Below are 26,776 nucleotides of genomic sequence, written 5' to 3' on the forward strand. Positions count from 1 at the left end.
AAGGACGAACTTTTTTCATGACAACTAATGAATTAAAGGAGTGCTATAATTTTAATGGATACGCTTATGGATATGCTTAAACAAATTGAAGTTCTACGTAAAGAAATGATTCAAACAGCGGAGGAAAATGGGTTGAATCATGAAAAATGCATTACGATCAGTAAGGAGTTGGACCAGTTATTGAATGAATACGAACGGGTAAAACAGGTGTCGTCTCCTAAAATAAAAACAAAACAATAAAATAATTTGAAGTAAATCTTCTAATGTGATAGAAGAGTATAATTCGGAGCGAAAACTTTGTAATTATCACGTATTAACGGTCTGTAATCCCCCACCTCTAATAGGGAAAACCAAAATGTTAAGGTGGGATATACAGACCGTAAATCCCTGATTCTGTTCAACTAACATTCAGTGGGGGGGGATTTCCCCACTGAATGAAGTTTCACTTTATGAACAAACGGTTACATATGCCGAGAAGTATTGCGGGAATATTGTAAGCAAAAGAGTGATTTGTTTGAAAATTATCAGCAAATGACATATAATATAATTGAAATGATAATTTTCCGTCAATTTTGAATTAAAGTTCCTAAAATGTTCAAATAATTTAGATTAGAAAAGCGGAAAATAGGGTATAATGAAACTAGTATGTGAAAAGGAGTGCAAAAAGATGAGACCTAAACGTATGAGTTTTGAGCAACTCGTCAGCCAAAATATAAGAGAAATGCTAGAGGATGAAAATAGCATTAATCAGCTGGAGATGCGTTTGGAAAAAAGACATGAAGCGAATGCTAGAAAAAAACGCGAGCAAGACGCTGAACTTTTTTCTAATGAATAATAATAGAGTATGAAAAAATGGGGAGGCTAGAACGACTCCCCGTTTTTTATGCTCTAATTTTTTGATTATCAACTATATGATTATCACGCTTATTATACACTTGAACAATAATGACAGCGGCGATAATAGAAGCCATTCCTAGCATCTGAATGAATGAAAACGCCTCTTGGAAGATGAAGATGCCAATTAACGTTGCAACGACAGGCTCTACCGTCGTCAGAATAGAAGCCTTTGAAGCTTCTGTTTGATTCAATCCATGGGTATAAATAATGTATGCGACAGCAGTAGGCAGCAGTCCTAAACCGAATGCATAAAGCAGTACTTCTAGATCTATTAGCAAGCTGGCTTTTTCCTTATAAGGAAAGAAAGGGGTTAAAGCAATTGCCGCAGTTAAAAATGTGAAAGTTGTAATAGTTAAAGATGTATATTTCCTTAGGGCATATTTACTGAATATGCTGTACAGTGCATAGCCGACTGCCGAACCAATTCCGAAAATGATACTTCCCCACTTAAATGCTTCTTTATCAAAGGGAATTAATCCAACGACAAGACTCGTGCCAAACAATGTAATGAAAAGGGCAATGATTTTAATCCGTGTTAACGGTTCTTTGAATAAAAAATAAGAAAAGATTGTGACAAACGTTGGTCCTGTATAAAGTAATGCGGTAGCAACTGGGATTGATGATATTTCTATAGCGGTAAACATGCAATAATTGAAAAATACAATACTGAATACGCCAGTGCCAATGAAATATTTAATATCTGTTATTTTATGTAATTTCAAGCTCTTCGGGGTGGTACACAATAAATACAAGACAAGGATAAAAGCTGATGTCCATACCCGCAGTGTCACAACTTCCATCGGAGTAAAGCCGTATGTATAGAGATTCTTTACGTAAAAACCGATTGTTCCCCATAACGCCGCTCCAATAAGAATATAAATAAATGCTTTATTCACCAGTATCGCTCTCTTTCCTCCATTTTCATATCATTATATTAGTAAAGTATTTAAATGTATAGTAATTTCGTGAAATGGGAATAATGAGGCTATTTAAGTTACTTAGCTGGAGGGTTTCGTCCATGGAGCGTTTCTTTTCTGAATTGATAATTTTTCATTATGATTTCCTTTTTATTATCGCGGGTTTATTACTGCTATTATGTATGTTTATTTTAGCTAGACGCCTGGTCGAGTGGGGGAAAGAAAGGGATTATTTACTCGCTTTTATTGTGGGGAGCAGCTTTTTTCTGAATCTATTCTTTTTTATATTAATCATTGGAAAGAAAGAAGGGCATGCAGTAATATTTCTGCCATATTTACTACAGATCATTGGAATTTATGGGTTATTGCTGCTCCTCGGTTTGGGGTGTAAGTTCGTATTTAAACGAATTGTCCGTAAAAGGGTGTAAACAGTTGAATGCTGTCACGCCCTTTTTAGGGCATTTTTTAATTATATGATTTTATTAAAAGATACGTTTAAAGAGGCTGGGACATAACTATTCTAATATGAATTAAATCCGAACAAAACTGCTAACTAACTCCGGGAATATACGGAGACTCCAGCAGGAGGCTCACCAGCCGCCTGCGGAAAGCGTAGTATATTCCCGGAGCGGTTGTTGATGCTCTTTCTTATCATTTGTTCGGATTTATAACCAAGAAGTTATGTCCCAGTCTCTTTTTAAAGTCTTATTAAAATTACTGAATAATATAGTTCACAAACAAAATGGTATTTCATATTTTTTCCATTAAACACTTCAAATTAACTATAAATGACCGATATAAAGAATGGAAATAAATACATATACCTATTTCGGGTAAATTTATGACAGGAGACGTGGAATAATGCAAGATTCTTTAATACAAAAAGAGGCACATCCAGTCCTACAATCCTTTATCCAAGTAGCTCCATATTTTCAAATGCTAGTTAATGATGATATCACAATAGGGATTTATGATACAGAAAAATTGCTAATCAATATTCCTGCAAAAACCTTCTCACTTAATGTAGCTCCTGGTGATCCATTGCTTGAAGGTGATATTATTGCGAAAGCGATTCAAGAAAATAAAAGTCAGGCTATGGTGGTACCGGCTGATTTGTTTGGAGTAAATCTTGTTTCCCGTGCAACACCTGTGCATGATGAGCATGGGAAAGTAATTGGTGGAGTTGGTGTTGGGTTAAATGTCGATAAGGCGAACAAACTTTCAGAAATAGCTGGCAGTCTATCCAATGTGATTAATGATGTAACGAATACGGTTCAAGAAATGGCAGAATCAGTTAATGAATTAGCTACGAATCTTAGCTTTGTTTCTGAAAAGGCAAATGAAGTAACAGATAGTGTAGACCTTATTGACAAAGTTTCAACAGTTGTTAGGGATATCGCGGATCAGAGTAATTTACTTGGATTAAATGCAGCTATTGAATCAGCACGTGCTGGAGAACATGGGAGAGGATTTGGAGTAGTCGCTGATGAAATTAGAAAAATGGCAACTAATTCAAAGGACAATGTACAGGAAATCCAAAATATTACAAGCCAAATTAAAAGTGTAATCGAGGATCTGGATAAGGATATACAAAAAGTAAATTTGGAATCCACTACCCAATCCGCTTCGATTGAAGAACTAACAGCAACAATGGAAGAAATCAATGGAAATATTCGTAGTTTAGCGGAGTTAGCTAGAGAAAACATTGAGTTAAACAATTAATGAAAGGTTGAATGAAGATGAGCTTTAAAGAATTAGCAAGTCAATATATTAACGGAGAATGGAAAGACGGTTCTAGTAATCTTACAATAGAAAATAAAAACCCATATAATGGTGAAATTATTGCAACATATAAAGCTGCTAGTATAGCAGATTTGAATGATGCATATGAATCGGCACAAACTGTACAAGAAAAGTGGGCGAAAACAAACCCAGTTGTACAAAGAGAAGTGTTTGATAAAGCAGTAGATTATATCAATGAAAATCATGAAGCAATCGTAAATATAATTACTGATGAGATTGGTGGTACACGTTTAAAAGCAGAATTTGAGATTGGCTTAGTTACAAATTTGATAAAAGAAGCAGCCACTTTTCCTATGCGTATGAATGGTACCATTTTACCATCTCCAATTGATGGTAAAGAAAACCGGGTTTATCGTGTACCAGTTGGTGTGGTTGGGGTGATTAGTCCATTTAATTTCCCATTTTTCTTATCCATGAAATCTGTTGCACCGGCATTGGCTACTGGAAATGGTGTCGTATTAAAGCCGCATGAGCATACAACAATTACAGGCGGAACACTTATTGCTAAAATATTTGAGAGTGTTGGATTGCCTAAAGGCTTGTTAAATGTGATTACTACTGAAATATCGGAAATTGGAGATAAATTTGTTGAACACCCGATTCCACGTGCTATTTCCTTTACAGGATCAACAAAGGTTGGAAAACATATAGGAGAAGTTGCTGGAAGAAATCTAAAAGAAGTTCATTTGGAATTAGGCGGAAATAGTGCTTTAGTTGTTTTAGAGGATGCAGATATTGATTTAGCAGTAAGTGCAGGCGTATTCAGCCGCTTCACGCATCAAGGACAAATCTGTATGTCAACTAATCGCTTAATTGTTCATGAAGATGTATATGATGAATTTGTGGAAAAATATATCAAGACAGTATCTGGTTTGACTTGTGGTGACCCGAAAGATCCAAATACGATTATTGGACCAGTTATTAATGAACGTCAAGTTAAAACGACTGTAGAATTAATTGAAAAAGGTATTGAAGAGGGGGCAACTCCTTTACTTAAAGGAAATGTTACAGGGAACGTAATAGAACCAGTTGTATTTACTGATGTTACCCCAGATATGACGATTGCAAATGAGGAATTCTTTGCACCAGTTGTATCTATCATGAAAGTAGCAAATGAAGAAGAAGTTCTAAACTATGCCAACCAAAGCCCATATGGTTTAAGTGGTGCAATCCATACAAGAGATGTAGAGCGTGGTGCCGAGCTTGCAAAGCGGATGGATACTGGCATGATCCATATCAATGATGGAACAATTAATGATGAGCCTAACGTTGCTTTCGGCGGTGTCAAAAATTCAGGAATTGGACGACTAAATGGAGAATGGAGCTTAGATGCGTTTACTACAACAAAATGGATCTCCATTCAACACACAAAACGAGTCTATCCATATTCTTAAGGTGAATAATCCCCTTCTAGCCATACTTGCGCAGTTTTCTGCAGCATAGAAAATAGGCCAATGAAAAATACAGTCTAATAATTAATATTATATATGGGTAACGAAAAAGTCCTTTTTTTCTTATTTAGAGAAAATAAAGGACTTTATTATGTGTGCAGTTAGTGGTTAGTCATCTACTCGATTGAGCTTAACCAGAGGGTTAATATTTTCTATATCCATTGGTCGGTGGCCATTTCATTTTACCAAGTGATGAGGGTGTATAGTAAGCTGATGCATATGATCGACTTCTTTTTGGTTTGGTTGAAGACTTATAGTTGATATAAGGGTATAAAATCCGCTTAGCCTGTGAAAGTGACATTTTCGATTGGGGATTTCGGTAGTTTTTATCCAGGGAACCGAGATGTTCCAATTCTTTGAAGTCATCCTTTGTTGGAGGAATGTGAAAATAATAATCTGCCACTTTAACAAGCAGTGTGGAATGCTGGTTGCTGTACTTAGGTCTGTCCGAGAAATGAAGGCCTATCTTTTTTGCGCGTTTTTCTCTTAGCAGCTTATTGATCGCTTCTTTTTTGATGAAATATAAATGTTGGGGCTCTGGGGCAGTTTTCGCATGGCGGTTAACAGTGAAAATTGCCTGAGCTATCTCTTGTAGATCACTATCTGTATTCATAAATTCACTCCTTTAGCATACCTCTAGTATATCTATCGTACCTTAAAGATCCGGTTTAGGCAATGGGGGTAGGATTGATAGATTTTTTATAGTCTTTCGTGTCTCACCATTAGAAGTCCGTAGGCATATAGTCCGTAAATCCCTGATTCTGTTCAACTAATATTCAGTGGGGAGGTAAGGATACCCTCACTGAATGAGTTGCACTTTATGGAAAGCAAAAAAGCATTCGTAGTGAATGCTTTTGGTAGGTGATCTTATTCATTTAGCTTTTTGATATCATTTATTATTGATTCCATACTTTCGGATTGCACTCCGTCGTAGAACTTAATAACTTCTCCTTCAGGATTGATCAGGAAAAATCTAGTTCCATGCGTTACTTGATCCGTGCCTTCTGGGGCTTCGGCAAGTAAACTCTTAAACGATTTGATGGAAATTTCCTTTATCGTTTCAAAATCATAACCCGTTAGAAATGTCCAATTACTGAAGTCTGCATCATAGCTTTCCCCATACTCGCGCAGTACTTCCGGTGTATCATAATCAGGGTCGACACTAAAAGATATAAGTTGGATATCGTCATATCCTTCTTCAGCTAAACGGTCCTGGAGTATTTTCATGTTGGCGGTCATTGGTAAGCATACTGTCGTACAGTTTGTGAAAATCATATCTGCAATCCAATATTCACCCTCTAAATCCTCAAGGCTCAGCGTTTCGTTATCTTGGGTGGTGAATTCGAAGTCGAGCATATCTTGACTCATATTCGTTTCGATTGCTTCACCACAGCCCGCAAGGAAAAGGGAGAGTGCCAAGATAAATAACAAGCGCTTCATGTAAGCAATCTTCCTTTCTAAGTATAATGCTTAGATTTAGTATAGCATGCTTTTCTTTTGATTTTAGCTGATCCCAATGATTTTCCTGTGAAACCTTTATGACAAATTCGCTTGAAGTGTATATTCATGGATTTCAGGTTTGCAAAATAAACGGTAGGGGACACGGGTAGTCCCAATGCCTGCATTTACAAATAATTGCAACCGATTGTCAATTAAATACTTACCACGTACATATTTTTCCGCGTAAAGAGGGGTGTAGAGGTGTCCGATGATAGGTAAGCGCACTTGACCGCCGTGGCTATGCCCTGAAAGTTGTACATCTACCGGATATTTTACGGCTTCATCTGCAAAATCTGGTTCATGGGCAAGCAAGACTGTAAATAACTCTGGGTTTGCTTGCTGTAATGCAGCATCCAAATCGGGCTTGCCTAGCATTAGATCATCAATTCCTGCAAGGATGAACGTATCCTGTTCCGAACTAATTTCTACATGGCTGTTTTGTAATAAGGTAAAATTAGCTGCTTCCATGATGTCGAGAATCGTTTCCGTACCGTAACCGCCATGATCATGATTCCCATAAATCCAATATTTTCCTAAGGGGGCGTTCAAACTGCCAAGTACTTCAATAATCGGTTCGTGTTCTTGGGCTTGTAAATATTTAGGGTTATCAACTAAATCCCCTGTAAACAAAATAATGTCCGGGTTACGTTTATTAATTTGGTTGGCAAGCTTTTCTAAGTTCTCAATCGAATAATTAAATCCAAGATGGGTATCAGAGAATTGAATGATTTTCTTTTTATGGAAGGTGGTTGGAATGTTATCCGATATAATGTTTTCTTTTTGGATATGTAGACTTGCTGGTTCAATTTCCCGACTGTAAAAAAATGTTCCCCCGCTTAAGCCGATTAAAGTCATTGTGAATCCTGCCGCTCGCTTTAAAAATGCTCGTCGATTCATCTGGGTCAAACCTTTCTATATAAAAACTTTCCGTTCTATTTAAATAGTTATACTTTCCTATTATAGCATGTAAGCGAAGGCTCCGTACAGGAAGAAATGTAAAGGGATAAAGCGGAATTTGGATAAGTAATGTAACTGTACTTAGTTTTAAAGGTTCCGAGTAAAAGTGTTATAATCTAAATTATCTGTTAAATTGTTGACATAATTCTTCTAAAACGATATACTTTAATAAGATGAAGTTTTTTAAATGCAGTCTTCATTATCCTTGTCATAACCTGCTCGCATTCCCTCGCATTACACCAACCAAACGTCTTCAATTTATCTTTTGAGTGTTTGAATTTCGTAAAATAACTTGTTATCTGATACAATAAAAGAGGAGCATCTTTGTATTAGAGTTAGTCCATATGACAATTAACTAATGATCATGAGAGAAATGTTAGCGCGACCATGTATTTAAACTTGTAGTTACACAAGGACAAGACGTAATAATTAACCCGCACAAAATATGGATATATAGTTTGAGAAGGGGGTAATTTTTTTGAGTACCATGCAAGAAAGGGAATTACAAAATATTCTTGTAGAAGAACTAATGATTTCATCTGAGAAGGTTGCTCATGTCCAACTAAACAATCCACTAGAACATGCTTTACTTGTGCTTGTGAAATCTGGTTATGCCGCAGTGCCTGTACTTGATTCGTCTTATAAATTAGTAGGTATAGTTGGCAAAACCGTGATTCTAAACGAAATTCTTGGGTTGGAACGATTCGAAATTGAAAACTTGTCAGAAATGCGCGTAGAAGAAGTAATGAACAGCGATATACCATGTTTGACAAGGAAGAATAATTTAGTGGATGGCTTGAATGCATTAATCAATCATGCCTTTATCTGTATAGTTGACGAAGATGGCTACTTCGACGGGATCTTAACGCGTCGAGCCATATTAAAGGAATTGAAGAAAGATATTTATATGAAACATTATAAAAAATAATCTCTAACGAATAAATATCCCCATAATATTTGGGGTTTTTTTATTGGTAAAACTTCATGTATTCATAGATTAAGAAAGCGGGACAAAACCCCATGTCCCGAAAAAAATTATTAAAATCAAGAATTTGTTATAGCTATTTATTTCGGTTTCCGATATATTTATATATACTGACAATTTTGAAGGGGGAGCACAATTGAATACATTTAAACGGTTGAAAGAATTCTATTGGCCATATAAGCACTATTTTCTTTGGTCGTTATTCTTTCTAATTATTCTAACGTGTATCACGGTTGTTTATCCGATCATTCTGCAAATAACAATCGATGAAGTCGTACTCCAGGATCGTTATGGACTCATTCTTTATATTTCGCTTATCTTCTTAGGCCTCATGATTATTAAAGGGATTTCCACTTTTTCCTTTCAATATTTAAGTGAATTATTTGGGATGACATCCGTATATCATCTTAGAAACGCTTTATATGGAAAATTGCAAGTATTATCCTTTAAGTATTACGATAATTCAAAAACCGGAGACATTATGTCAAGATTGACTGCGGACGTAGAAGGTTTTCGCTTTTTCCTATCCGCTGGATTTGCAGAATTAATTCGTATTGTCGTTCTGATTGGTGTCAGTTTAACGATCATGTTTTATTATTCCATTCCACTTGCGATCGTTACGATGCTTGCTATGCCTTTTTTGGGTATCATTGTTTTTCAATTTGACAAACAAGTGCACCCTGCTTTTAGAAAAGTAAGGAAATCCTTTGGAAGGTTAAATACGCGAGTGCAAGAGAATATCAGTGGAATGAACACGGTTAAATCATTATCACGAGAAGATTTTGAGATTGACAGATTTTCATCCAGTAATGATGATTACCGAAAGCGGTACTTGTTCACCTCTAAATTATGGTCGAAATACTTTCCGTTAATGGAGTTTATTGGTAATGTAGCGGTTGTTTCGTTACTGGGATATGGCGGATATCTCGTCATTAATGATCAAATGGCGCTTGGTGAACTTGTTGCATTCTTTAGTTTAGTCTGGTATATCCTCGGTCCGATTATGAACCTCGGGTTTGTTGTTAATATGTTTTCTCAAGCGAAAGCATCGGGAGAACGTTTGATCGAGATTCTTGACCAGGAAGAAGAGATTCAGGAAAAAGAAAATGCAATTAGGCAACCGATAAAAGGGCATGTCACGTTCAAAGATGTATCCCTTCAATATGTCGAAGAAGATGATGTAGCTTTAAAGCATATTGATTTTGATGCACCTCCCGGGAAAGTCATTGGACTGATTGGCGCAACTGGTTCAGGGAAAACGAGTATTACACAACTTATTACAAGATTTTATGAAGCGGATATGGGAGAAGTCCTTGTTGATGGTCAATTGGTTTCCGATTATGAATTGAAATCATTACGAAGTCAGATTGGCTTCGTATTACAGGAACCTTTCTTATTTTCAACATCCATCCGTGAAAATATCGCATACGGAAGACCTGATATAAGTGAAGAACAAGTGATAGATGCGGCCAAACGTGCCCAGGCCCATGATTTTATTATGCAATTGCCAAAAGGATACGATACATTACTCGGCGAAAGAGGGATGGGACTGTCGGGTGGCCAAAAGCAGCGGATTGCCATTGCTCGTGCGCTCTGTATTAATCCAAGTATCCTGATTTTGGATGATGCGACATCTGCGGTTGATATGGAGACAGAGTTTAAAATCCAAGCTGCTTTAAAAGAGGTAATGAAGGAGAGGACGTCCTTTATTATTGCTCATCGAATTTCCTCCATTAAGCATGCTGATGAAATTTTAGTACTGGAAGAAGGGGAAATAAAAGAACGCGGAACACATAATCAATTACTTGCAGAGCATGGAATATATCGCAGAATTTACAATATTCAATATCAAGACCGGGAAGAGATTATGGAAATTGTGAACTGAAAGGAGGGGGATTCGATTGGAAACTTCCAAGAAAGATAAGAAAAATCATTTAACTCGTTTTCATTATACGGTAGAACAAGTTATTGAAAAACCGTTTAACTGGAAACAAATGCTACGACTCTTAACCTATTTGAAACCTTATGCCAAAAGTTATTTGCCGGCCGCAATTATTGCAATGCTTGTATCAACCTTCGTCCGTTTGGCAGTACCGATTTTAGTCGGGAAGGTTGCGATTGATATTGCCATCTTAAACAAAGATACGACACTATTGACGTGGCTCGTTGTCATCATAGGCTGCTTGTATTTATTAAGTTATCTGGCAAACGTGTTGCGGATAAAATGGGTGAACCAGCTGGGGCAAAATGTCATCTATGATTTGCGCCATCACTTATTTTCCCATGTACAGCGGCTATCCCATGGTTTTTTCGATCATCGTTCGGCGGGATCGATTCTTGTTCGGATTTTAAATGATATTAACTCGTTACAGGAACTTTTTACAAACGGAATCATCAATTTATTAATGGATTCAATTACTTTAATCGGCATTATGGTTATTCTCTTTGTTCTAAGTCCAAAATTAGCCATTGCTGTATTAATCGTCTTACCGATTATGTTTTATATATCTACGAAGTTAAGACGAAATATCCGCCGTTCATGGCAGAAAGTACGGATTAATCAATCGCGAATGAACTCCCATTTAAACGAAGCGATTCAGGGGATGCGAATTACCCAGTCATTCTCACAGGAAAGAGAAAATGCCGAGTTTTTCGATGGAGTGAATAAGGGATTCTTTCACAGCTTTAGAGACGCAGCGAAAAAGAGTGCATTATTCCGCCCGTTTGTCGATATGAGTGATGCAGTTGGAACAATTATTCTTATTGCTTTTGGTTCCTATTTAATTTTGTTGGGAGAAGCAAATGGTGGAATCGCAATTGGTACCTTCGTATCATTTGCTTATTTTACCGGAATGTTTTGGGAGCCGATTTCAAGATTAGGTCAAATGTATAATCAACTCTTGATGGCAATGGCTTCCTCGGAGCGGATTTTTGAATTTCTTGATGAGCGACCTAATGTAAAGGAGAAAGAGAATGCGTATATCTTTCAGAATATGAAAGGGCATATTCAATTTGAACGCGTCCAGTTTTCTTATAATCAGGACCGGATTGCCCTGCATGAAATATCCCTAAATATTGAAGCAGGAGAAACGGTTGCATTAGTTGGCCATACAGGAAGTGGTAAATCGACAATTGCCAATTTAATTAGCCGATTTTACGATCCGACGGAAGGTGCAGTGAAAATAGATGGGAAAGATCTTCGGGATGTTGAACTTGCAAGTCTACGGAAACAAATTAGTGTTGTATTACAAGATACGTTTATATTCTCGGGCACTATTATGGAGAATATTCGCTTCGGAAGACCGGATGCAACCGATGAAGAGGTAATAGAAGCAGCAAAAGTTGTCGGGGCAGACGATTTTATTAAACGGTTGTCTAATGGATATGCTACGGAAGTGGAGGAGCGAGGGAATATTCTCTCGGCTGGTGAACGGCAATTACTTTCCTTCGCAAGAGCACTGCTTGCTAATCCGCGTATTATAATTTTGGATGAGGCAACAGCTAGTATTGATACAGAGTCAGAAATGAAGATTCAACAAGCTTTAAAGCGGCTGTTAAAAGGTAGAACATCGATTATCATTGCCCACCGGCTCTCAACGATCCGGGAAGCTGACAAGATATTCGTCCTTGAAAACGGTAAAATCCTCGAAAGCGGCAATCATCAGACACTTATCGCCAAGCGAGGAAAATATTATGAATTAGTCAAATCCCAATTCACCATGCTCGATGCGCTATAAAATTGGAAGTTTACTAAGTTTTTTTCCAGCTCCGCAGCCGCAATCGGAAAGCGAGAGATATCAGGCTTGCGGGGCAGGCCTTAGTAGAGAGGGAGTTTTTCTCTTTAATATTACATGTATTTGTTAATTTTGTGCAATATTTAGGTAAAGGTTATAATAGAGCTACAAAGATGTTACTAGTTTTGGAGGGATTGTAATGAGTAAGGATTATGCGGTGATTGGTTTGGGGAGGTTCGGTGGCAGTATTTGCCGAGAATTAAGCAAAGAAGGAAAACAAGTGCTTGCTATTGATATTGACGAAGCAAAGGTTAATGAATTTAAAAACATTGCCTCCCACGCCGTCATACTCGACTCTACCGACGAAGAATCATTAAAAGAAATTGGAATTCATAATTTTGAACACGTCATTGTTGCAATCGGAGATAGTCTCCAAGCTAGCATTCTAACAACAGTCATCTTGACAGACTTGCATGTGGAACGCATCACCGTAAAAGCGCAAAATGACTATCATGAAAAGATATTGCGAAAACTTGGTGTTGATCGGGTTATCCATCCGGAGCGGGATATGGGGAGGAGGATTGCACAAAATATCATTTCAAATAATATTCTCGATTTTCTAGATTTATCCGATGACCACAGCATTGTCGAGGTGAAAACAGGGAAGAAAATGATCGGAAAATCATTAATTGATCTCGATATCCGAGCAAACTTTGGTTGTAATGTAATGGCGATAAAAAGCGGCGAGACAATCGACGTCTCACCAAGTCCTGAATATGTGTTTAAGCCTGATGATATATTGCTTGTCATCGGTAGCGATGACGATATTCACCGTTTTGAAAAACAGCTTATTATTGATGAACAATAAAAAACATTAGCAGGCAAATAGATGTCTGCTAATGTTTTTAATTTATACTTCCATAATAATCGGTAAGACCATCGGACGGCGTTTTGTCCGTTCATATAAGAATGGTGCAATTGTGTCTGTAATTTCATTTTTAATTTCAGACCATTGGCTTGTTTTTCGTTCCATTACTTTATTTAAATGTTTCGTGACAAGCTCTTGTGCTTCTTTGATAAGATCTTCTGATTCCCGCATATAGACGAAACCGCGAGAAATAATATCCGGACCAGCTGCGAGCTGGAACTGTTTCATATTAATGCTTACGACAACAATCACAAGACCTTCTTCTGAAAGGATGCGTCGGTCTCTTAGAACAATATTACCGATATCGCCAATCCCGCTTCCGTCGATATAAATCGTACCTGAAGGAATTTTACCAGCTACATCAGCAGTATCTTTGCTTAAGGCAAGCACATCACCATTGTCGAGGGTGAAACAGTTATCTGGATCTATTTCACAATCAACTGCAAGCTTGATGTGTTCTTTCATCATTCGGTATTCACCATGAATCGGCATGAAGAACTTCGGTTTCATCAAGCGAAGCATCAGTTTTTGTTCGTCCTGCGCCCCGTGACCAGAAGTGTGTACATTGCTTAATTTACCATGGATAACCTCAGCACCTGCACGATAAAGTTTATTGATGATTCGGCCGACACTAATTGTATTTCCAGGGATTGGAGATGATGAAAATACAACCGTGTCGCCAGGTATTAATTGAACTTGCTTATGTGTGCCATTAGCAATTCTTGAAAGGGCCGCCATTGCTTCACCTTGAGAACCTGTGCAAAGTATCGCTACTTCATCAGCAGGAAGACGATTGATTTGGTTACTATCCACAAATGTATCTTTAGGTGCCTGGATGTATCCAAGTTCCAGTCCTAGATTGATCGCATTCTCCATACTGCGTCCAAATACTGCGACTTTTCGACCGTATTTTACTGCCGAATCGATCACTTGGCTCAAGCGGTAGATGTTGGATGCGAATGTGGCGAAAATTAGTCTGCCATCAACCCGACTGAATATATCGTCGATGCTTTCACCAACAACCTTCTCAGACAACGTGAAGCCAGGGACCTCACTGTTTGTGCTGTCCGACAATAAGCAAAGTACGCCTTCTTTGCCAATCTCAGCCATTTTTGTCAAATCAGCATGCTCTCCAACTGGGGTGAAGTCGAATTTAAAGTCCCCAGTATGCACAATGTTTCCTGGAGGTGTTTTAACAACAACTCCATAGGAATCCGGAATACTATGGGTTGTCCGGAAAAAACTAACGGAAGTCTTACGGAATTTAATAACATCATCTTCATTAATAGGATTTAACTTAGCATTCCTTAATAAACCATGTTCTTCTAGTTTCGATCTGATTAATCCAATTGCAAGTTTTCCAGCATAAATAGGCACATTGATTTCACGCAATAGATAAGGGATCCCTCCGATATGGTCCTCATGTCCGTGGGTGATGAATAATCCTTTAATTTTATCTTGGTTTTGTACTAAATACGTATAGTCCGGGATGACGTAATCAATTCCGAGAAGCTCGTCCTCGGGGAATTTGATTCCAGCATCGATGATAATGATTTCATCCTGGAATTGAACAGCATACGTATTTTTACCTATTTCACCGAGTCCTCCTAAAGCGAAGACTGCAGTTTGATCATTTTTTACAAACTTCATATTCAGATTTTCTCCACTTTAAAATCATCGGATTGTTTTTCATACTCTAGATGTGCCTCATCTAATTCTTGGATATATTCCACATTGTATTTTCGATCTCTTAATTTTTCACGTACTTCTCTTACAGAATCTGCTTCAATATAGAGACTTTGCGTTCGTTCTCGAACTGGAGCTTCATCTTCAAGTTCTTGATATAAAACTTTATATATCATATTATCTCTCCTGACATTTTAATATTTAGCGTTGCAAATAAAACATACTAAGCGCATGCTCTGGTACCCATGCGCCCAGCATGTATTCGATGTTATTAAAGTTCCTGCAAGTTTCCGTAGCATGCATGAATTCTAGTTGATTGGTGAATAGTAATCATTCTATTTATAAGGTGTAGGCACACGTTCTTTTTGACCTATAAAATCTTTCAAACGTTTCTTGAGCTTTTCTTTAAGGCGCTTTAACATGTTTACACACGTCTCCTTTCAGATATTAAGAAAAGCAGCAAAAACATTTTACCGATCCAATCCTCTTATCTACATTATAGTACGAATCAATGAAATTTGAAATGATTAAGGAAAAAAATATTATTTAGAGGTACATTTTCCCTTTTTAATAGGTGGAAAAACTTACCTCAAAATGGTGGACGATGAACGGGTACCCCATCTACCTAAAGATGCTATGCTGCTTTCGTTTGAGTAATCCTATTTTTTGCCATTCATCGGAATTTATACTTTATATTATGCGAGTCTGTCCAGGGAGGTACATTCTTGGGGAGGGGAAGGTGCCGGGCACCTTCCGATTATTCAACTGGTTTTGAATTTTCCGGGATATAGAACGGGTTTTCCTGATTGATATGATCGTAAAACATGATACCATTTAAGTGATCGATCTCGTGCTGAAAGACAATAGCGAGATAACCTTTTAACCGTATTTTGATTGGATTATTGTCCATGTCGAATGCTTTGACCGTGATGCGTGCATATCGCGGAACGTACCCTTCTACTTCCCGGTCTACGGATAAGCAACCTTCTCCTGTTGGTAGAAATGCTTTTTCAACGGAATGAGAAACAATTTTTGGATTAACAAGCGCATATTCATGAACTGTGCCTTTCTCATCTACGTAATAGACGGCAAACATCCGTTTTTCAATTCCGAGTTGTGGTGCAGCTAAACCTACACCTGCGCGTAATTTATATTTTTCAGCCATTTCGTCGTCTTGACTGTTTTTAAGAAATGTTACCATATCTTCTAAAAGCTGCTTTTCATCTTCGGTTAATGGCAATTCTACTGCTTCAGCAACTTTCGTTAACGAAGGGTGACCTTCTCGTACAATATCCTTCATTGTAATCATATCTATTTCTCCTTACTTTAATTGGATTAATTTGTTTCCTTACTTTATCTTAATCATATCTGAAATACTCAACTTTCGCATCTATAAAAAACTAACGTGGTCAAAGAAATATAGACCAGCTCAACAAAAAATTCAATTCAATGAACTACCGCTCGTTTTCATTCAGCGTAAGTGTAACCTTCTCCTAGAGGTCCGCAGTCCAGACACCTCTCGCACCTGCTGAGCGGCTGGTGAGCCTCCTCGGGCTACCGCCCTGCGGGGTCTCACCTATGCCTTTCCTCCTGCAGGAGTCTCGAGGTGTCTGGACTGCTCCGAGGAAAGGCGTGATTTGGATTACTGTTTAATATTCCAAAAGTACAATCCTTATCATAACGGAATAATTTCTTTTTAAAATAATCCTTTAGACCAGTTCAGTTGCCCGGCGGACGGTGACTCCTACGGGAAAAGCACGAGTCCAGACCTGAGCAGGAAGCGGTTTTCTTCCGAGGCAGACTAAGTTCGCCACGTCCTGTGGCAACGTCTGACATTAACGTCCTGTGCGTCGAGGCTTCGGCCGTGCCTTAGGATGCGCATCCGTCCGCCGGGCAACTGAACGGTAATTAGAACGCCAATAAAATGAATGCTCAAAATACTTACGCTGAATGAAAGGATTAACACAAAAGTATATCCGTTATTTTTCTGTAGGGGGGATGATTCTAATCGATAATTGTCTATCGGTTCGGGCTGAATTTATGATATACTCTAAAAACATACTTATGAATTAGATGTTTAGGAGGTTACAGAACATGTTGTGGAAGAAAAGGATTCTTATATTTGGATTATTGCTCATCATCTTATCGGCATGCAGCAGTGAAAGTACAGAAGAGAAGATACATACACACTTAGAGGAAACTGTCCTGCTGGAACAAGAGTTCGAGGCTCAACAAAGTGAGATTACCGAACTTGAAAAGCAAGAACAAGAAATTTATGCTAAAGTGATTGATCTAGGAATGGATGACTTCGAGGAAATTACGCAGCTCTCCCAAGATGCTATTACAATAATAGAAGAGCGCGGTGAAAAGATTGACACTGAACGCGAAAGTATAAACGGAGCAAAAGAGGAGTTCCAATCGATTGAAGCACTTCTTGAAGACCTTGAAGAAGGAGATGCTCAAACGAAGGGTGAGGAAATGTATCAGACAATGATAGAACGTTACGATACATATGATGAGCTTTATGAAGCGTATAAAGAGTCACTCAACTTGGAAACGGAATTATATACATTGCTTCAGGAAGAAGAAGTGGAACAAGATGAATTAAATGAACAGATTGAAAAAATAAATGAAAAATATGAACAAATATTAACTGCGAACGATGCTTTTAATGAATTGACAGTCGAGTATAACAACTTGAAACAAGATTTTTATGAAGCAGCTAATATGGAAGTTACATTTGAAGAAGAATAAGATGATAAAACCTTATGTAGGCGGAACAGGATGCATAAGGTTTATTTTTTTGCCCATTTTATCTATATAGATTAAAATAGTCCTGTATTAGTCGTTTTTGCAAAACTGTAATGGAACAGCAATGTAAAGAAACATTGGGTTATAACATGGTTTGTTGATTAGGCTTACCTCGATAAGGGTAGAGTGAAGTTAAAGTGTTTGACCTATTGAGGAATTTAAGCTAATATTTAATAGTACACGATTTGTACTAGTTTTTTTGCGGAAATCTATATAACAGTTCCTTGGTGAGGATATTCACCATTAGTTATTGCGCGTGAATGCAATGGAAGTGTTTGCTTCCGATGACAATATTTTATTAATAAAGGAGAGGTGACTACCTTGAAACATGTATTAAAAGATGTTGAGAGTAAGTTCGAAATGTTCCAGATTCTAAACGAAGATGGAGAAGTTGTTAATGAAAAGGCCATGCCTAAGTTATCTGATGATGAGCTAAAAGAGTTGATGCGCCGGATGGTTTACACACGAATTCTTGATCAACGTTCAATCGCACTTAACCGTCAAGGACGTTTAGGTTTCTATGCACCGACAGCGGGTCAGGAAGCTTCACAGTTAGCGAGTCATTTTGCGCTAGAGAAAGAAGACTTCATTTTACCGGGATATCGTGATGTGCCACAGCTTATTTGGCATGGTTTACCGCTGTATCAGGCATTTTTATTCTCGAAAGGTCATTTCCATGGAAACCAATACGAGGATGGCTTGAATGCATTAGCTCCGCAAATTATTATCGGTGCACAGTACGTACAAGCTGCTGGTGTTGCACTTGGTATGAAATTACGTGGATCGAAAAATGTGGCGATTACTTATACTGGTGACGGTGGAACATCTCAAGGCGACTTCTATGAAGGTATCAACATGGCGGGTGCTTACCAAGCTCCGGCAATCTTTGTTGTTCAAAACAACCGCTTTGCAATCTCTGTACCGGTAGAAAAGCAAACGGCCGCGAAAACATTAGCACAGAAAGCTGTGGCTGCTGGTATCGAAGGAATTCAAGTGGATGGAATGGACGTGCTTGCAGTTTATGCAGCAACTAAAGATGCGCGCGACCGTGCTGTTAAAGGTGAGGGTCCAACATTGATTGAAACATTGACATACCGTTTCGGTCCACATACGATGTCAGGTGACGATCCAACTCGTTATCGTTCCGAAGACTTGGATAAAGAGTGGGAGAAGAAAGATCCACTTGTACGTTTCCGTAAGTTCTTGGAAGGAAAGAAACTATGGAGCGAGGAAGACGAGAACAGAGTAATTGAAGAAGCAAGAGAAGATATCAAACAGGCGATTAAGAAAGCAGACCAATATCCGAAACAGAAAGTAACGGATTTAATTAATAATATGTATGAAGAGCTCCCACACAACTTACAGGAGCAGTTAGAATTTTATGAAGAAAAGGAGTCGAAATAAATCATGGCGCAAATGACAATGATTCAAGCAATTACAGACGCAATGCGTAACGAATTGAAGAATGATGAAAACGTACTTGTGTTCGGTGAAGACGTTGGACAAAACGGTGGAGTTTTCCGTGCGACAGAAGGATTGCAGGCAGAGTTTGGTGAAGAACGTGTATTTGATACTCCGCTTGCCGAGTCTGGTATCGGAGGACTTGCGATCGGTCTTACAACTCAAGGTTTTCGTCCAGTTCCGGAAATTCAATTTTTCGGCTTCTTATTTGAAGTAATGGACTCTATCAGCGGACAAATGGCTAGAATGCGTTACCGCTCTGGTGGTACGTACCAAGCTCCAATTACAGTTCGTGCACCATTTGGTGGAGGGGTTCACACACCTGAACTTCACGCAGACTCATTAGAAGGACTCGTTGCACAACAGCCAGGACTTAAAGTTGTCATTCCTTCCACTCCGTATGAAGCGAAAGGATTACTCATTTCTGCAATCCGTGATAATGATCCGGTAATTTTCCTGGAACATATGAAACTTTACCGTTCATTCCGTGAAGAAGTGCCGGAAGAAGAGTACACCGTTCCACTTGGAAAAGCAGCAGTGAAGCGCGAAGGTAAAGATGTTACATTAGTTGCCTACGGTGCAATGGTACACGCAGCGCTAAAAGCCGCTGATGAGCTTGCGGAAGATGGTATTGAAGCGGAAGTAATTGACTTACGTACGGTATCGCCAATCGATTACGATACAATTCTTGCATCTGTTGAGAAGACAAACCGTGTCGTCGTTATCCAAGAAGCACAACGTCAAGCTGGAGTTGCAGCAAATGTGGTTGCGGAAATTCAAGAAAGAGCAATTCTGCACCTAGAAGCACCAGTATTACGTTTGACTGCTCCGGATACAGTATACCCGTTCTCAGAAGCGGAAGAAGTTTGGCTACCAAACCACAAAGATATTATAGAAAAAGTCAACCAAGTAATAAACTTCTAAAATCACCATAGGAGGTAGAGAAAATGGCATTTGAATTTAAATTTCCGGACATCGGTGAAGGAATCACGGAAGGCGAAATAGTAAAATGGTTCGTTAATGAAGGCGATGAGATTAGTGAAGACGATGTCCTTTGTGAAGTACAAAATGATAAAGCAGTTGTAGAAATTCCGGCACCAGTAGATGGTACAGTTAAGAAAATCTACGTTCAAGAAGGTGAAGTTGCGACAGTAGGAAATACTTTTGTTTCGTTTGATGCAGAGGGTTATGAGTCTGATGATAGTACGGAAGAAGCACCTGCACAAACAGAGGAAGCAAAAGAAGAAGCGAAAACGGACAGCGCAAAACCAGCTCAAGCGGAAAGCGCGGATACAGACAGTGACGCAGTAGTCATCGCTATGCCTTCTGTGAGAAAACATGCACGTGAACAAGGCGTTAATATCAGAGAAGTTTCTGGAACAGGTAAGAATGGCCGTATTTTAAAAGAAGATATCGATGCGTTCGTAAGCGGAGATGCACAGCCAGCTGAAACTGTTACAGCAGAAACTGCCGAAGATACAAAAGCTGCTTCTAGTGCACAGCAGGTTGCCGTTCCTGAAGGTGATTTCCCAGAAACACGCGAGAAAATGTCGAATATCCGTAAAGCTATTGCGAATGCAATGGTTAACTCGAAAACAAAAGCGCCTCATGTTACGTTAATGGACGAAATCGATGTAACAGAGCTTGTTGCACACCGTAAGAAATTTAAAGAAGTTGCAGCGGAGCAAGGTGTGAAACTAACATATCTTCCTTATGTTGTAAAAGCTTTAATTTCTGCATCGAAAAAATATCCTATCCTTAACTCTATTATCGATGATGCGACTGATGAGATTGTACAGAAACATTACTATAATATCGGTATTGCAGCTGACACGGATAGAGGATTGCTCGTTCCGGTTGTTAAGAATGCAGATAGAAAATCCATCTTTGAAATCTCGGCAGAAATCAACTCCTTGGCAGAAAAAGCTAGGGATGGTAAACTGAAACCTGAAGAGATGAGAGGAGCTTCGAACACAATTTCAAATATTGGTTCAGCTGGTGGACAATGGTTCACTCCAGTTCTAAACTACCCTGAAGCGGTTATTTTAGGAATTGGTAGAATTGCTGACAAGCCAATTGTACGTAACGGAGAAGTTGTTGTTGCTCCAGTACTTACATTATCTCTAAGCTTTGATCATCGTATCGTTGATGGTGCAACTGCACAACTTGCACTGAACCAAATTAAACGTGTACTAAATGATCCACAACTAATCATGATGGAGGCGTAAGAAGATGGTAGTAGGAGATTTTCCAGTAGAAGTAGACACACTTGTCGTTGGCGCTGGACCTGGGGGATATGTTGCTGCAATCCGTGCCGCTCAACTTGGACAGAAGGTAACAATTGTCGACAAAGGAGCGCTAGGCGGAGTTTGCTTAAACGTTGGATGTATTCCATCTAAGGCACTCATCACTGCTGGACAGAAGGCAGCTGAAGCACAAGGTATTGAAGAACTTGGTATTAAAGTAGAAAAAGTTTCTGTTGACTTTTCCAAAGTGCAAGAATGGAAAGATTCTGTCGTAAACAAACTTACGAGCGGTGTTGAAGGATTACTTAAAGGCAATAAAGTAGATATTGTAAGTGGTGAAGCATACTTTGTAGACAAAAACACTGCAAAGGTTATGGATGAAAAGAATTCACAAACGTATAAATTCAATAATTGCATCATTGCAACAGGATCTACACCAATTGAAATCCCAAGCTTCAAATTCTCTGATCGTGTACTTGATTCTACAGGTGCACTAAGCTTAAAAGAAATTCCTAAGAAGCTTGTTGTAATCGGTGGAGGTTATGTTGGAACGGAGCTGGGAACTGCCTTTGCTAACTTCGGTACTGAAGTTACGTTCCTTGAAGGTGCAAAAGATATCCTTGGCGGGTTTGAAAAACAAATGACACAAGTTGTGAAAAAACGTCTTAAGAAAAAAGGTGTTACCATTGTTACAGAAGCGGTGGCAAAAGGCGTTGAAGAAACAAAAGACGGTGTGAAAGTTACCTATGAAGCAAAAGGTAAAGAAGAAATTCTTGAAGCGGACTACGTACTTGTTACAGTCGGCCGTAAGCCAAATACGGAAGAAATCGGCTTAGAGCAAGTTGGTATCGAACTTGATGAGAGAGGTCGTGTTAAAACAGATAAGCAGTGTCGTACATCTGTAGATAACATTTATGCGATTGGCGACATCACTGCAGGTCCGCCACTTGCCCATAAAGCTTCTTATGAAGGTAAAATTGCAGCAGAAGTAATCAGTGGCGAGAAGTCTGAAATTGACTATATCGGTGTTCCTGCAGTAGCCTTTACGGAGCCGGAACTAGCAACTGTTGGATTATCTGAACAAGAAGCGAAAGATAAAGGCTTTAACGTAAAAGTCGGTAAATTCCCATTCGCAGCGAATGGACGTGCATTGGCCCTAAACGAAGCAGACGGTTTCTTGAAACTGATCACTCGTAAAGAAGACGGTCTTGTCCTCGGTGGTCAAATTGCTGGACCGAACGCAAGTGACATGATTTCTGAAATCGGCCTTGCAGTTGAATCTGGCATGACAGCCGAAGATATCGCATTAACCATCCATGCGCACCCGACACTAGGTGAAATTACGATGGAAGCTGCAGAAGTAGGACTTGGAAAACCAGTCCACATGCTATAAAAACAGAGAAAAATGACGGCTATTGAGTTAGCCGTCATTTTTTATTTGTCTAAGAAACTATAAAATAAAAATGCTGTGATAATTTAGTGATCCAGGTCTAGCCACGTCCGCTCTGCGCCCAGCAACTATCAAACTTCACACTCCTCCAATCGATAAAGAAGACTTGCCGAGCGGTCTTTGTGAGGCTTAGTCGCCCTTATACCCTTGTGGTGAAAGCGGGCATCAACTCAAAACTAAAGGAGGGCCGCCTAAGTACGGGCTAAAGCCCAACTCACGTCTACCCTAAAGGGGCATGTTTCCTTTATCTCATTCCGGTAAAAAGGAAGTTCGATTAAGTTCGCTCACGTATGGGGCAACATCGAACTACCTCCCGTCCTGGGAGGCACAGTTTGTATGTTGCTGCGACTACTGGATGTGCTAGTACAAATGCTCTTCGGTGGGACGAGTAATCGCAGTCCCAGGCGTTGCGTAACGAATCGCGTACTTAGCCTGTAAGGGTGCTTGCGCCTTTGCTCTTTAATACTGGAAAGTTTTTCATTGTCATCCATTCTAATCATTACTATAATGTAAACCAAAGAGAACATCAGGAGGATACGAAAAATGAAGCGATTAATTTTCCTGCTTATTTTCGCGCTTGCTTTGTCAGCTTGCTCGGCAAATGAAGCAGAAGAGCCGGATGATTCGGCGAGTGAAGACACGAATCAACAAACAGAGGAAGAAATGGAACATAAAGACGAAAGAGCGGAGGAAGAGGAACCTGAGGAGGATGAAGAATCCGAAATAGAAGTAGACGCAGAAGCAGCGAATGAGCCAGAGTATTATATAGCTGAGGATGCAAGTGTCGTCCCTTTAGAAGAAGATATCGATGAAAATGTTGTACTTTTAACGATTGATGATGCTCCAGCGGGATATGCTTTAGAAATGGCGGAAACATTACAGGATTTGGAAGCAGGTGCAATTTTCTTTGTGAATGGTCACTTCCTTGATACACCGGAAGAGGAAGAAGCCTTGAGACAACTCCATGAAATGGGATTTCCAATCGGGAATCATACGTATAATCATCCTTTAATCCCTGATTTACCAGAAGAAGAACAAAAAGAAGAGATAGTAAGTTTGAATGATCGAGTGGAAGAAATTATTGGAGAAAGACCGAAATTCTTCCGAGCTCCTAACGGGATGAATACGGACTATTCTGAGCAAATTGTTGCTGATGAAGGTATGATATTAATGAATTGGACATATGGATACGATTATTTCGAACCTTATATGGATGCGGATAAATTAGCTGAAGCGATGATTTCGGGTGAAGGTCCAGAAGTTGATGTCGATTATTCCTTGCTGAAGCCGGGAGCAAATTTATTAATGCATGACAGGGAATGGACGAATGAGGCGCTTGAGAGAATTGTTAATGGATTAAGAGACAGCGGGTATGAAATTGTTGATCCCCATCTTATTCAAACACTAGATGAAGCAAGTGAAAAAGAATAAATAATCATATGAAATGGAAATAAAGGGAGGAAAAAATTAATGGAGTTTGAAACTCGAGTAACAAAGTTGCTAAATATTAAATATCCTATCATCCAAGGAGGGCTTGCTTACTTAGCTTATTCCGACCTTGCCGCAGCCGTTTCTAATGCAGGTGGTCTCGGACAGATTACCGCGATGACGTTACCTTCACCAGAAGCATTACGCGAAGAAATACGAAAAGTGAAATCATTAACGGATAAACCGTTTGGAGTGAATTATGCAATTGGGCAACACGGCAGATCGTATGAAGATATGGTCCAAGTTGCCATAGATGAGGAGGTTCCGGTTATTTCTGTCACTGGAGGTAATCCTAAGGGTGTGCTCGATATGGTAGATAATCATCCAATAAAGAAACTAGTCCTTGTAGCTGCTAGGAGACAGGCGAAGAAAGCGGAAGAACTCGGTGCAGACGCTGTGATGGTTGTGGGGCAAGAAGGCGGAGGGCATTTGGGTCGTTCCGATGTTGGTACCTTTATTCTTACACCACAGGTTGTTGATCACATATCAATACCAGTAATTGCATCGGGTGGGATAGCCGATGGGCGAGGTTTTATGGCAGCGTTAAGCCTCGGAGCAGAGGGGATTGAAATGGGAACCCGCTTCATTGCAACGAAAGAGTGCCTTGCTCATGACAATTATAAACAAGCAATACTGAATGCAGAAGAAGAGGATACAACCGTTATTAAACGTTCGATTGGGGCTCCTGCCAGAGTGTTAAAGGGACCTTTTGCCGAGAAAATCCTTGAAATAGAAAAGCAGCAACAAGGGTATGAATCATTAAAGGATTACATAAGCGGAAAGGTTAATCATCACTATATCCAAGAAGGCGATGATACAGAAGGGTTTGGTTGGGCCGGACAATCTGCTGCAAGGATACATGATGTTCCGACAGTGGAAAGTTTAATTCAGTCTCTTATAAAAGAAGCAACAGAAATACGTGAACAATGGGCAAAGTGAGGGAAATTTATGAGTTATTCCTATCCAATTGATGAAACGTGGTCACAGCAGGAAATTGTCGATGTCGTTAATTTTTTTAACCTAATTGAGCAAGCGTATGAGAACCAGGTTCGAAGGGATGACATTATTGCTCTATACCGGCGCTTTAAGGAAATTGTCCCGTCTAAATCAGAGGAGAAACAATTATTCGCTACATTTACAAAAGCATCGGGCTACGCACCTTATCCTGTAGTGAAACAAGCAAGAAATCCAGAAGTGAAAAATATTCGAATGTAAAAAATGCTGGGACATATGTTGCCGTCCCAGCATTTTTTAGCGTTCTTTTACAGCTAATTGATAGAAGGGGATGAGTTCATCGTACGTCGAGATGATCGTATCGAGTAATTGCTGTCCGTCCTGAACCCGTTCATCATCCATCTTTAAGTTTCTGCCGATTAAAAACTCTGCTTTTTTCACATCGCGAAAACGTTCCAGCAGTGATTTCTCTAGTTCATCCAGGGCTATAGAGTTTTTCTTCATATGGTCTATTGAGATAACAAAATCACTTGGCAATTTTTTAATCGCTTCGAAGTTGTTTATAAAGCTTTGAGCGATTTTTTGTTTGTTCGGTAATTCGTAAACATGTGCCAGCCAAATAAAAACGCGGTCATCAAACAGGCCTACTTGAAAGTGTGGATGCTTTTTATAACCTCGTTTATTATCGCAAATTGCGAGCCATGTATCTTTTGGAGGATTAACTGTTCTTCTAGCATGTTTTGCAATATGTAAATACATTTCATTTCCAAGCTTCATGGATAGATTATCTTTTAAAATTTCTCCGAGTTCACGAAATTTCGGTTGAATGCGAGTCTGTATTGCTTCCATGCGTGCCTCCAAGCCATCGATATGGAATGTGTCAAAATCAGTTTGTTTAAAACCATTAAAATCCATTTGTGTCATCCTTTCTGATGAATGATAACTTAACTTTTGCACCTAAAAATGAATGTAAATCATCCTTAACAAGCATCTACAGTCTTTAAAATATGAACTTAAACATAATTAGTAAAAGGCTTTTCAAAATAAACAGATGGTTACTTTCATTCAGCGTAAGTGCAACCTTCTCCTGGAGGTCCGCAGTCCAGACACCTCTCGCTTTCCGCAGGCGGCTGGTGAGCCTCCTCGTACGCTTTGCGTACTGCGGGGTCTCACCTATGCCTTTCCTCCTGCAGGAGTCTCGAGGTGTCTGGACTGCTCCGAGAAAAGGCCAAGTTTGGAGCACTACTTTTCATTTTAGTAAGAGGGCACCTATCATGGTGGGATATTTTCCATTAATAACAATCCTCTCTACCAGTTCAGTTGCCCGGTGGACGGTGACTCCTGCGGGAATAGCACGAGTCCGGAGACCCCTTAGTGCTCAGCCCGAGGCAGACTAAGAACGCTCTCGTATGTAGCAACGTCTGACATTAACGTCCTGTCTTCGGCTGTGCCCGCGGAAAGCATCTGTCCACCGGGCAACTGAACGACGATTAGAACGCTATAATTAG

25 protein-coding genes are annotated in these 26,776 nt (G+C 39.3%); 17 read left to right on the top strand and 8 right to left on the bottom strand.

Features of this window, described 5'->3' with window-relative positions:
• Positions 1-54 precede the first annotated feature (54 nt).
• Together WKU33_RS03750 and WKU33_RS03755 are read left to right on the top strand one after the other, a co-directional pair.
• The gene (locus WKU33_RS03750) at positions 55-240 is read left to right on the top strand and encodes a Spo0E family sporulation regulatory protein-aspartic acid phosphatase (protein ID WP_156856323.1); all 186 of its coding nucleotides are present in this window, start codon (positions 55-57) and stop codon (positions 238-240) included.
• Between the two features lie 427 nt (positions 241-667).
• Positions 668-835: an FbpB family small basic protein gene (locus WKU33_RS03755; RefSeq protein WP_156856322.1), complete on the top strand. Its 168-nt coding sequence runs from the start codon at positions 668-670 to the stop codon at positions 833-835.
• A 46-nt stretch (positions 836-881) separates the two neighbouring features.
• Here WKU33_RS03755 and WKU33_RS03760 read toward each other — a convergent pair whose 3' ends face one another.
• The gene (locus tag WKU33_RS03760; RefSeq protein WP_340453286.1) at positions 882-1,793 is read right to left on the bottom strand and encodes a DMT family transporter; all 912 of its coding nucleotides are present in this window, start codon (positions 1,791-1,793) and stop codon (positions 882-884) included.
• Between the two features lie 122 nt (positions 1,794-1,915).
• Between WKU33_RS03760 and WKU33_RS03765 the strand changes: the two genes are divergently transcribed.
• The 3 genes from WKU33_RS03765 to WKU33_RS03775 all read left to right on the top strand — a co-directional run bounded on the left by WKU33_RS03765 (position 1,916) and on the right by WKU33_RS03775 (position 5,011).
• Entirely contained in the window at positions 1,916-2,242 is a 327-nt protein-coding gene (locus WKU33_RS03765; RefSeq protein WP_340453288.1) for a hypothetical protein, read from the top strand.
• Positions 2,243-2,675: 433 nt separating this feature from the next.
• A complete protein-coding gene (locus WKU33_RS03770; RefSeq protein ID WP_156856319.1) occupies positions 2,676-3,536 on the top strand; it encodes a methyl-accepting chemotaxis protein in 861 nt (286 codons plus the stop codon).
• Between the two features lie 17 nt (positions 3,537-3,553).
• Positions 3,554-5,011 carry an aldehyde dehydrogenase family protein gene (locus WKU33_RS03775; RefSeq protein WP_340453291.1) on the top strand — a complete coding sequence of 486 codons (1,458 nt, stop codon included), beginning with the start codon at positions 3,554-3,556 and terminating at the stop codon, positions 5,009-5,011.
• A 199-nt stretch (positions 5,012-5,210) separates the two neighbouring features.
• On the opposite strand, the gene WKU33_RS03780 is transcribed toward WKU33_RS03775, so the two are convergent.
• The 3 genes from WKU33_RS03780 to WKU33_RS03790 all read right to left on the bottom strand — a co-directional run bounded on the left by WKU33_RS03780 (position 5,211) and on the right by WKU33_RS03790 (position 7,465).
• Entirely contained in the window at positions 5,211-5,681 is a 471-nt protein-coding gene (locus WKU33_RS03780) for a YkyB family protein (RefSeq protein ID WP_340453293.1), read from the bottom strand.
• A gap of 254 nt (positions 5,682-5,935) precedes the next feature.
• Complete coding sequence (locus WKU33_RS03785; RefSeq protein ID WP_340453295.1) at positions 5,936-6,508, bottom strand: SCO family protein; 573 nt, start codon at positions 6,506-6,508, stop codon at positions 5,936-5,938.
• A gap of 96 nt (positions 6,509-6,604) precedes the next feature.
• The gene (locus WKU33_RS03790; RefSeq protein WP_156856315.1) at positions 6,605-7,465 is read right to left on the bottom strand and encodes a metallophosphoesterase; all 861 of its coding nucleotides are present in this window, start codon (positions 7,463-7,465) and stop codon (positions 6,605-6,607) included.
• A gap of 538 nt (positions 7,466-8,003) precedes the next feature.
• Between WKU33_RS03790 and cbpB the strand changes: the two genes are divergently transcribed.
• The 4 genes from cbpB (at position 8,004) to WKU33_RS03810 (ending at position 13,112) form a co-directional block, all read left to right on the top strand.
• The gene (cbpB, locus tag WKU33_RS03795; RefSeq protein WP_156856314.1) at positions 8,004-8,453 is read left to right on the top strand and encodes a cyclic-di-AMP-binding protein CbpB; all 450 of its coding nucleotides are present in this window, start codon (positions 8,004-8,006) and stop codon (positions 8,451-8,453) included.
• Positions 8,454-8,646: 193 nt separating this feature from the next.
• Positions 8,647-10,395 (top strand): ABC transporter ATP-binding protein, encoded by a 1,749-nt coding sequence (locus tag WKU33_RS03800; RefSeq protein ID WP_340453298.1) that lies wholly within the window; start codon positions 8,647-8,649, stop codon positions 10,393-10,395.
• A 109-nt stretch (positions 10,396-10,504) separates the two neighbouring features.
• Complete coding sequence (locus WKU33_RS03805; RefSeq protein ID WP_340453400.1) at positions 10,505-12,247, top strand: ABC transporter ATP-binding protein; 1,743 nt, start codon at positions 10,505-10,507, stop codon at positions 12,245-12,247.
• 196 nt (positions 12,248-12,443) lie between these two features.
• Complete coding sequence (locus WKU33_RS03810; RefSeq protein WP_336252712.1) at positions 12,444-13,112, top strand: potassium channel family protein; 669 nt, start codon at positions 12,444-12,446, stop codon at positions 13,110-13,112.
• Positions 13,113-13,154: 42 nt separating this feature from the next.
• On the opposite strand, the gene rnjA is transcribed toward WKU33_RS03810, so the two are convergent.
• From rnjA to def, 3 genes are all read right to left on the bottom strand, one after another.
• Positions 13,155-14,822 (bottom strand): ribonuclease J1, encoded by a 1,668-nt coding sequence (gene rnjA, locus WKU33_RS03815; protein ID WP_156856310.1) that lies wholly within the window; start codon positions 14,820-14,822, stop codon positions 13,155-13,157.
• Between the two features lie 2 nt (positions 14,823-14,824).
• Positions 14,825-15,034, bottom strand: a complete 210-nt coding sequence (locus tag WKU33_RS03820) for a DNA-dependent RNA polymerase subunit epsilon (RefSeq protein WP_156856309.1) — start codon at positions 15,032-15,034, stop codon at positions 14,825-14,827.
• A 581-nt stretch (positions 15,035-15,615) separates the two neighbouring features.
• Positions 15,616-16,167, bottom strand: a complete 552-nt coding sequence (gene def / locus WKU33_RS03825) for a peptide deformylase (RefSeq protein WP_336252713.1) — start codon at positions 16,165-16,167, stop codon at positions 15,616-15,618.
• Positions 16,168-16,952: 785 nt separating this feature from the next.
• Between def and WKU33_RS03830 the strand changes: the two genes are divergently transcribed.
• From WKU33_RS03830 to WKU33_RS03865, 8 genes are all read left to right on the top strand, one after another.
• Positions 16,953-17,612 carry a YkyA family protein gene (locus WKU33_RS03830; protein WP_156858003.1) on the top strand — a complete coding sequence of 220 codons (660 nt, stop codon included), beginning with the start codon at positions 16,953-16,955 and terminating at the stop codon, positions 17,610-17,612.
• Positions 17,613-18,029: 417 nt separating this feature from the next.
• Positions 18,030-19,073: a pyruvate dehydrogenase (acetyl-transferring) E1 component subunit alpha gene (pdhA, locus tag WKU33_RS03835; protein WP_198042718.1), complete on the top strand. Its 1,044-nt coding sequence runs from the start codon at positions 18,030-18,032 to the stop codon at positions 19,071-19,073.
• Between the two features lie 3 nt (positions 19,074-19,076).
• Entirely contained in the window at positions 19,077-20,054 is a 978-nt protein-coding gene (locus WKU33_RS03840) for an alpha-ketoacid dehydrogenase subunit beta (RefSeq protein ID WP_156858001.1), read from the top strand.
• A gap of 23 nt (positions 20,055-20,077) precedes the next feature.
• Positions 20,078-21,358: a dihydrolipoamide acetyltransferase family protein gene (locus tag WKU33_RS03845; RefSeq protein ID WP_340453303.1), complete on the top strand. Its 1,281-nt coding sequence runs from the start codon at positions 20,078-20,080 to the stop codon at positions 21,356-21,358.
• A 4-nt stretch (positions 21,359-21,362) separates the two neighbouring features.
• Complete coding sequence (lpdA, locus tag WKU33_RS03850) at positions 21,363-22,769, top strand: dihydrolipoyl dehydrogenase (RefSeq protein ID WP_336252715.1); 1,407 nt, start codon at positions 21,363-21,365, stop codon at positions 22,767-22,769.
• 600 nt (positions 22,770-23,369) lie between these two features.
• On the top strand, positions 23,370-24,257 hold the full coding sequence (locus tag WKU33_RS03855) for a polysaccharide deacetylase family protein (RefSeq protein ID WP_336251316.1): 888 nt from the start codon (positions 23,370-23,372) through the stop codon (positions 24,255-24,257).
• Positions 24,258-24,296: 39 nt separating this feature from the next.
• Complete coding sequence (locus WKU33_RS03860) at positions 24,297-25,253, top strand: NAD(P)H-dependent flavin oxidoreductase (RefSeq protein ID WP_340453306.1); 957 nt, start codon at positions 24,297-24,299, stop codon at positions 25,251-25,253.
• Positions 25,254-25,262: 9 nt separating this feature from the next.
• Positions 25,263-25,529: a UPF0223 family protein gene (locus WKU33_RS03865; protein ID WP_188857064.1), complete on the top strand. Its 267-nt coding sequence runs from the start codon at positions 25,263-25,265 to the stop codon at positions 25,527-25,529.
• A 36-nt stretch (positions 25,530-25,565) separates the two neighbouring features.
• Here the strand turns inward: WKU33_RS03865 and WKU33_RS03870 are convergent, their stop codons facing one another.
• Positions 25,566-26,183, bottom strand: a complete 618-nt coding sequence (locus tag WKU33_RS03870; protein WP_340453310.1) for a YktB family protein — start codon at positions 26,181-26,183, stop codon at positions 25,566-25,568.
• Positions 26,184-26,776 lie beyond the last annotated feature (593 nt).

It is taken from the genome of Oceanobacillus sp. HCA-5259, assembly GCF_037892815.1.
Classification (GTDB): Bacteria; Bacillota; Bacilli; order Bacillales; family Amphibacillaceae; genus Oceanobacillus; species Oceanobacillus indicireducens.

Coding starts and splice junctions, on each gene's coding strand:
- WKU33_RS03750 (WP_156856323.1), top strand. CDS start 55: ATGGATACGCTTATGGATATGCTTAAACAAATTGAAGTTCTACGTAAA.
- WKU33_RS03755 (WP_156856322.1), top strand. CDS start 668: ATGAGACCTAAACGTATGAGTTTTGAGCAACTCGTCAGCCAAAATATA.
- WKU33_RS03765 (WP_340453288.1), top strand. CDS start 1,916: ATGGAGCGTTTCTTTTCTGAATTGATAATTTTTCATTATGATTTCCTT.
- WKU33_RS03770 (WP_156856319.1), top strand. CDS start 2,676: ATGCAAGATTCTTTAATACAAAAAGAGGCACATCCAGTCCTACAATCC.
- WKU33_RS03775 (WP_340453291.1), top strand. CDS start 3,554: ATGAGCTTTAAAGAATTAGCAAGTCAATATATTAACGGAGAATGGAAA.
- WKU33_RS03780 (WP_340453293.1), bottom strand. CDS start 5,681: ATGAATACAGATAGTGATCTACAAGAGATAGCTCAGGCAATTTTCACT.
- WKU33_RS03785 (WP_340453295.1), bottom strand. CDS start 6,508: ATGAAGCGCTTGTTATTTATCTTGGCACTCTCCCTTTTCCTTGCGGGC.
- WKU33_RS03790 (WP_156856315.1), bottom strand. CDS start 7,465: ATGAATCGACGAGCATTTTTAAAGCGAGCGGCAGGATTCACAATGACT.
- WKU33_RS03805 (WP_340453400.1), top strand. CDS start 10,505: ATGCTACGACTCTTAACCTATTTGAAACCTTATGCCAAAAGTTATTTG.
- WKU33_RS03810 (WP_336252712.1), top strand. CDS start 12,444: ATGAGTAAGGATTATGCGGTGATTGGTTTGGGGAGGTTCGGTGGCAGT.
- rnjA (WP_156856310.1), bottom strand. CDS start 14,822: ATGAAGTTTGTAAAAAATGATCAAACTGCAGTCTTCGCTTTAGGAGGA.
- WKU33_RS03820 (WP_156856309.1), bottom strand. CDS start 15,034: ATGATATATAAAGTTTTATATCAAGAACTTGAAGATGAAGCTCCAGTT.
- def (WP_336252713.1), bottom strand. CDS start 16,167: ATGATTACAATGAAGGATATTGTACGAGAAGGTCACCCTTCGTTAACG.
- WKU33_RS03830 (WP_156858003.1), top strand. CDS start 16,953: ATGTTGTGGAAGAAAAGGATTCTTATATTTGGATTATTGCTCATCATC.
- pdhA (WP_198042718.1), top strand. CDS start 18,030: ATGTTCCAGATTCTAAACGAAGATGGAGAAGTTGTTAATGAAAAGGCC.
- WKU33_RS03840 (WP_156858001.1), top strand. CDS start 19,077: ATGGCGCAAATGACAATGATTCAAGCAATTACAGACGCAATGCGTAAC.
- WKU33_RS03845 (WP_340453303.1), top strand. CDS start 20,078: ATGGCATTTGAATTTAAATTTCCGGACATCGGTGAAGGAATCACGGAA.
- lpdA (WP_336252715.1), top strand. CDS start 21,363: ATGGTAGTAGGAGATTTTCCAGTAGAAGTAGACACACTTGTCGTTGGC.
- WKU33_RS03855 (WP_336251316.1), top strand. CDS start 23,370: ATGAAGCGATTAATTTTCCTGCTTATTTTCGCGCTTGCTTTGTCAGCT.
- WKU33_RS03860 (WP_340453306.1), top strand. CDS start 24,297: ATGGAGTTTGAAACTCGAGTAACAAAGTTGCTAAATATTAAATATCCT.
- WKU33_RS03865 (WP_188857064.1), top strand. CDS start 25,263: ATGAGTTATTCCTATCCAATTGATGAAACGTGGTCACAGCAGGAAATT.
- WKU33_RS03870 (WP_340453310.1), bottom strand. CDS start 26,183: ATGGATTTTAATGGTTTTAAACAAACTGATTTTGACACATTCCATATC.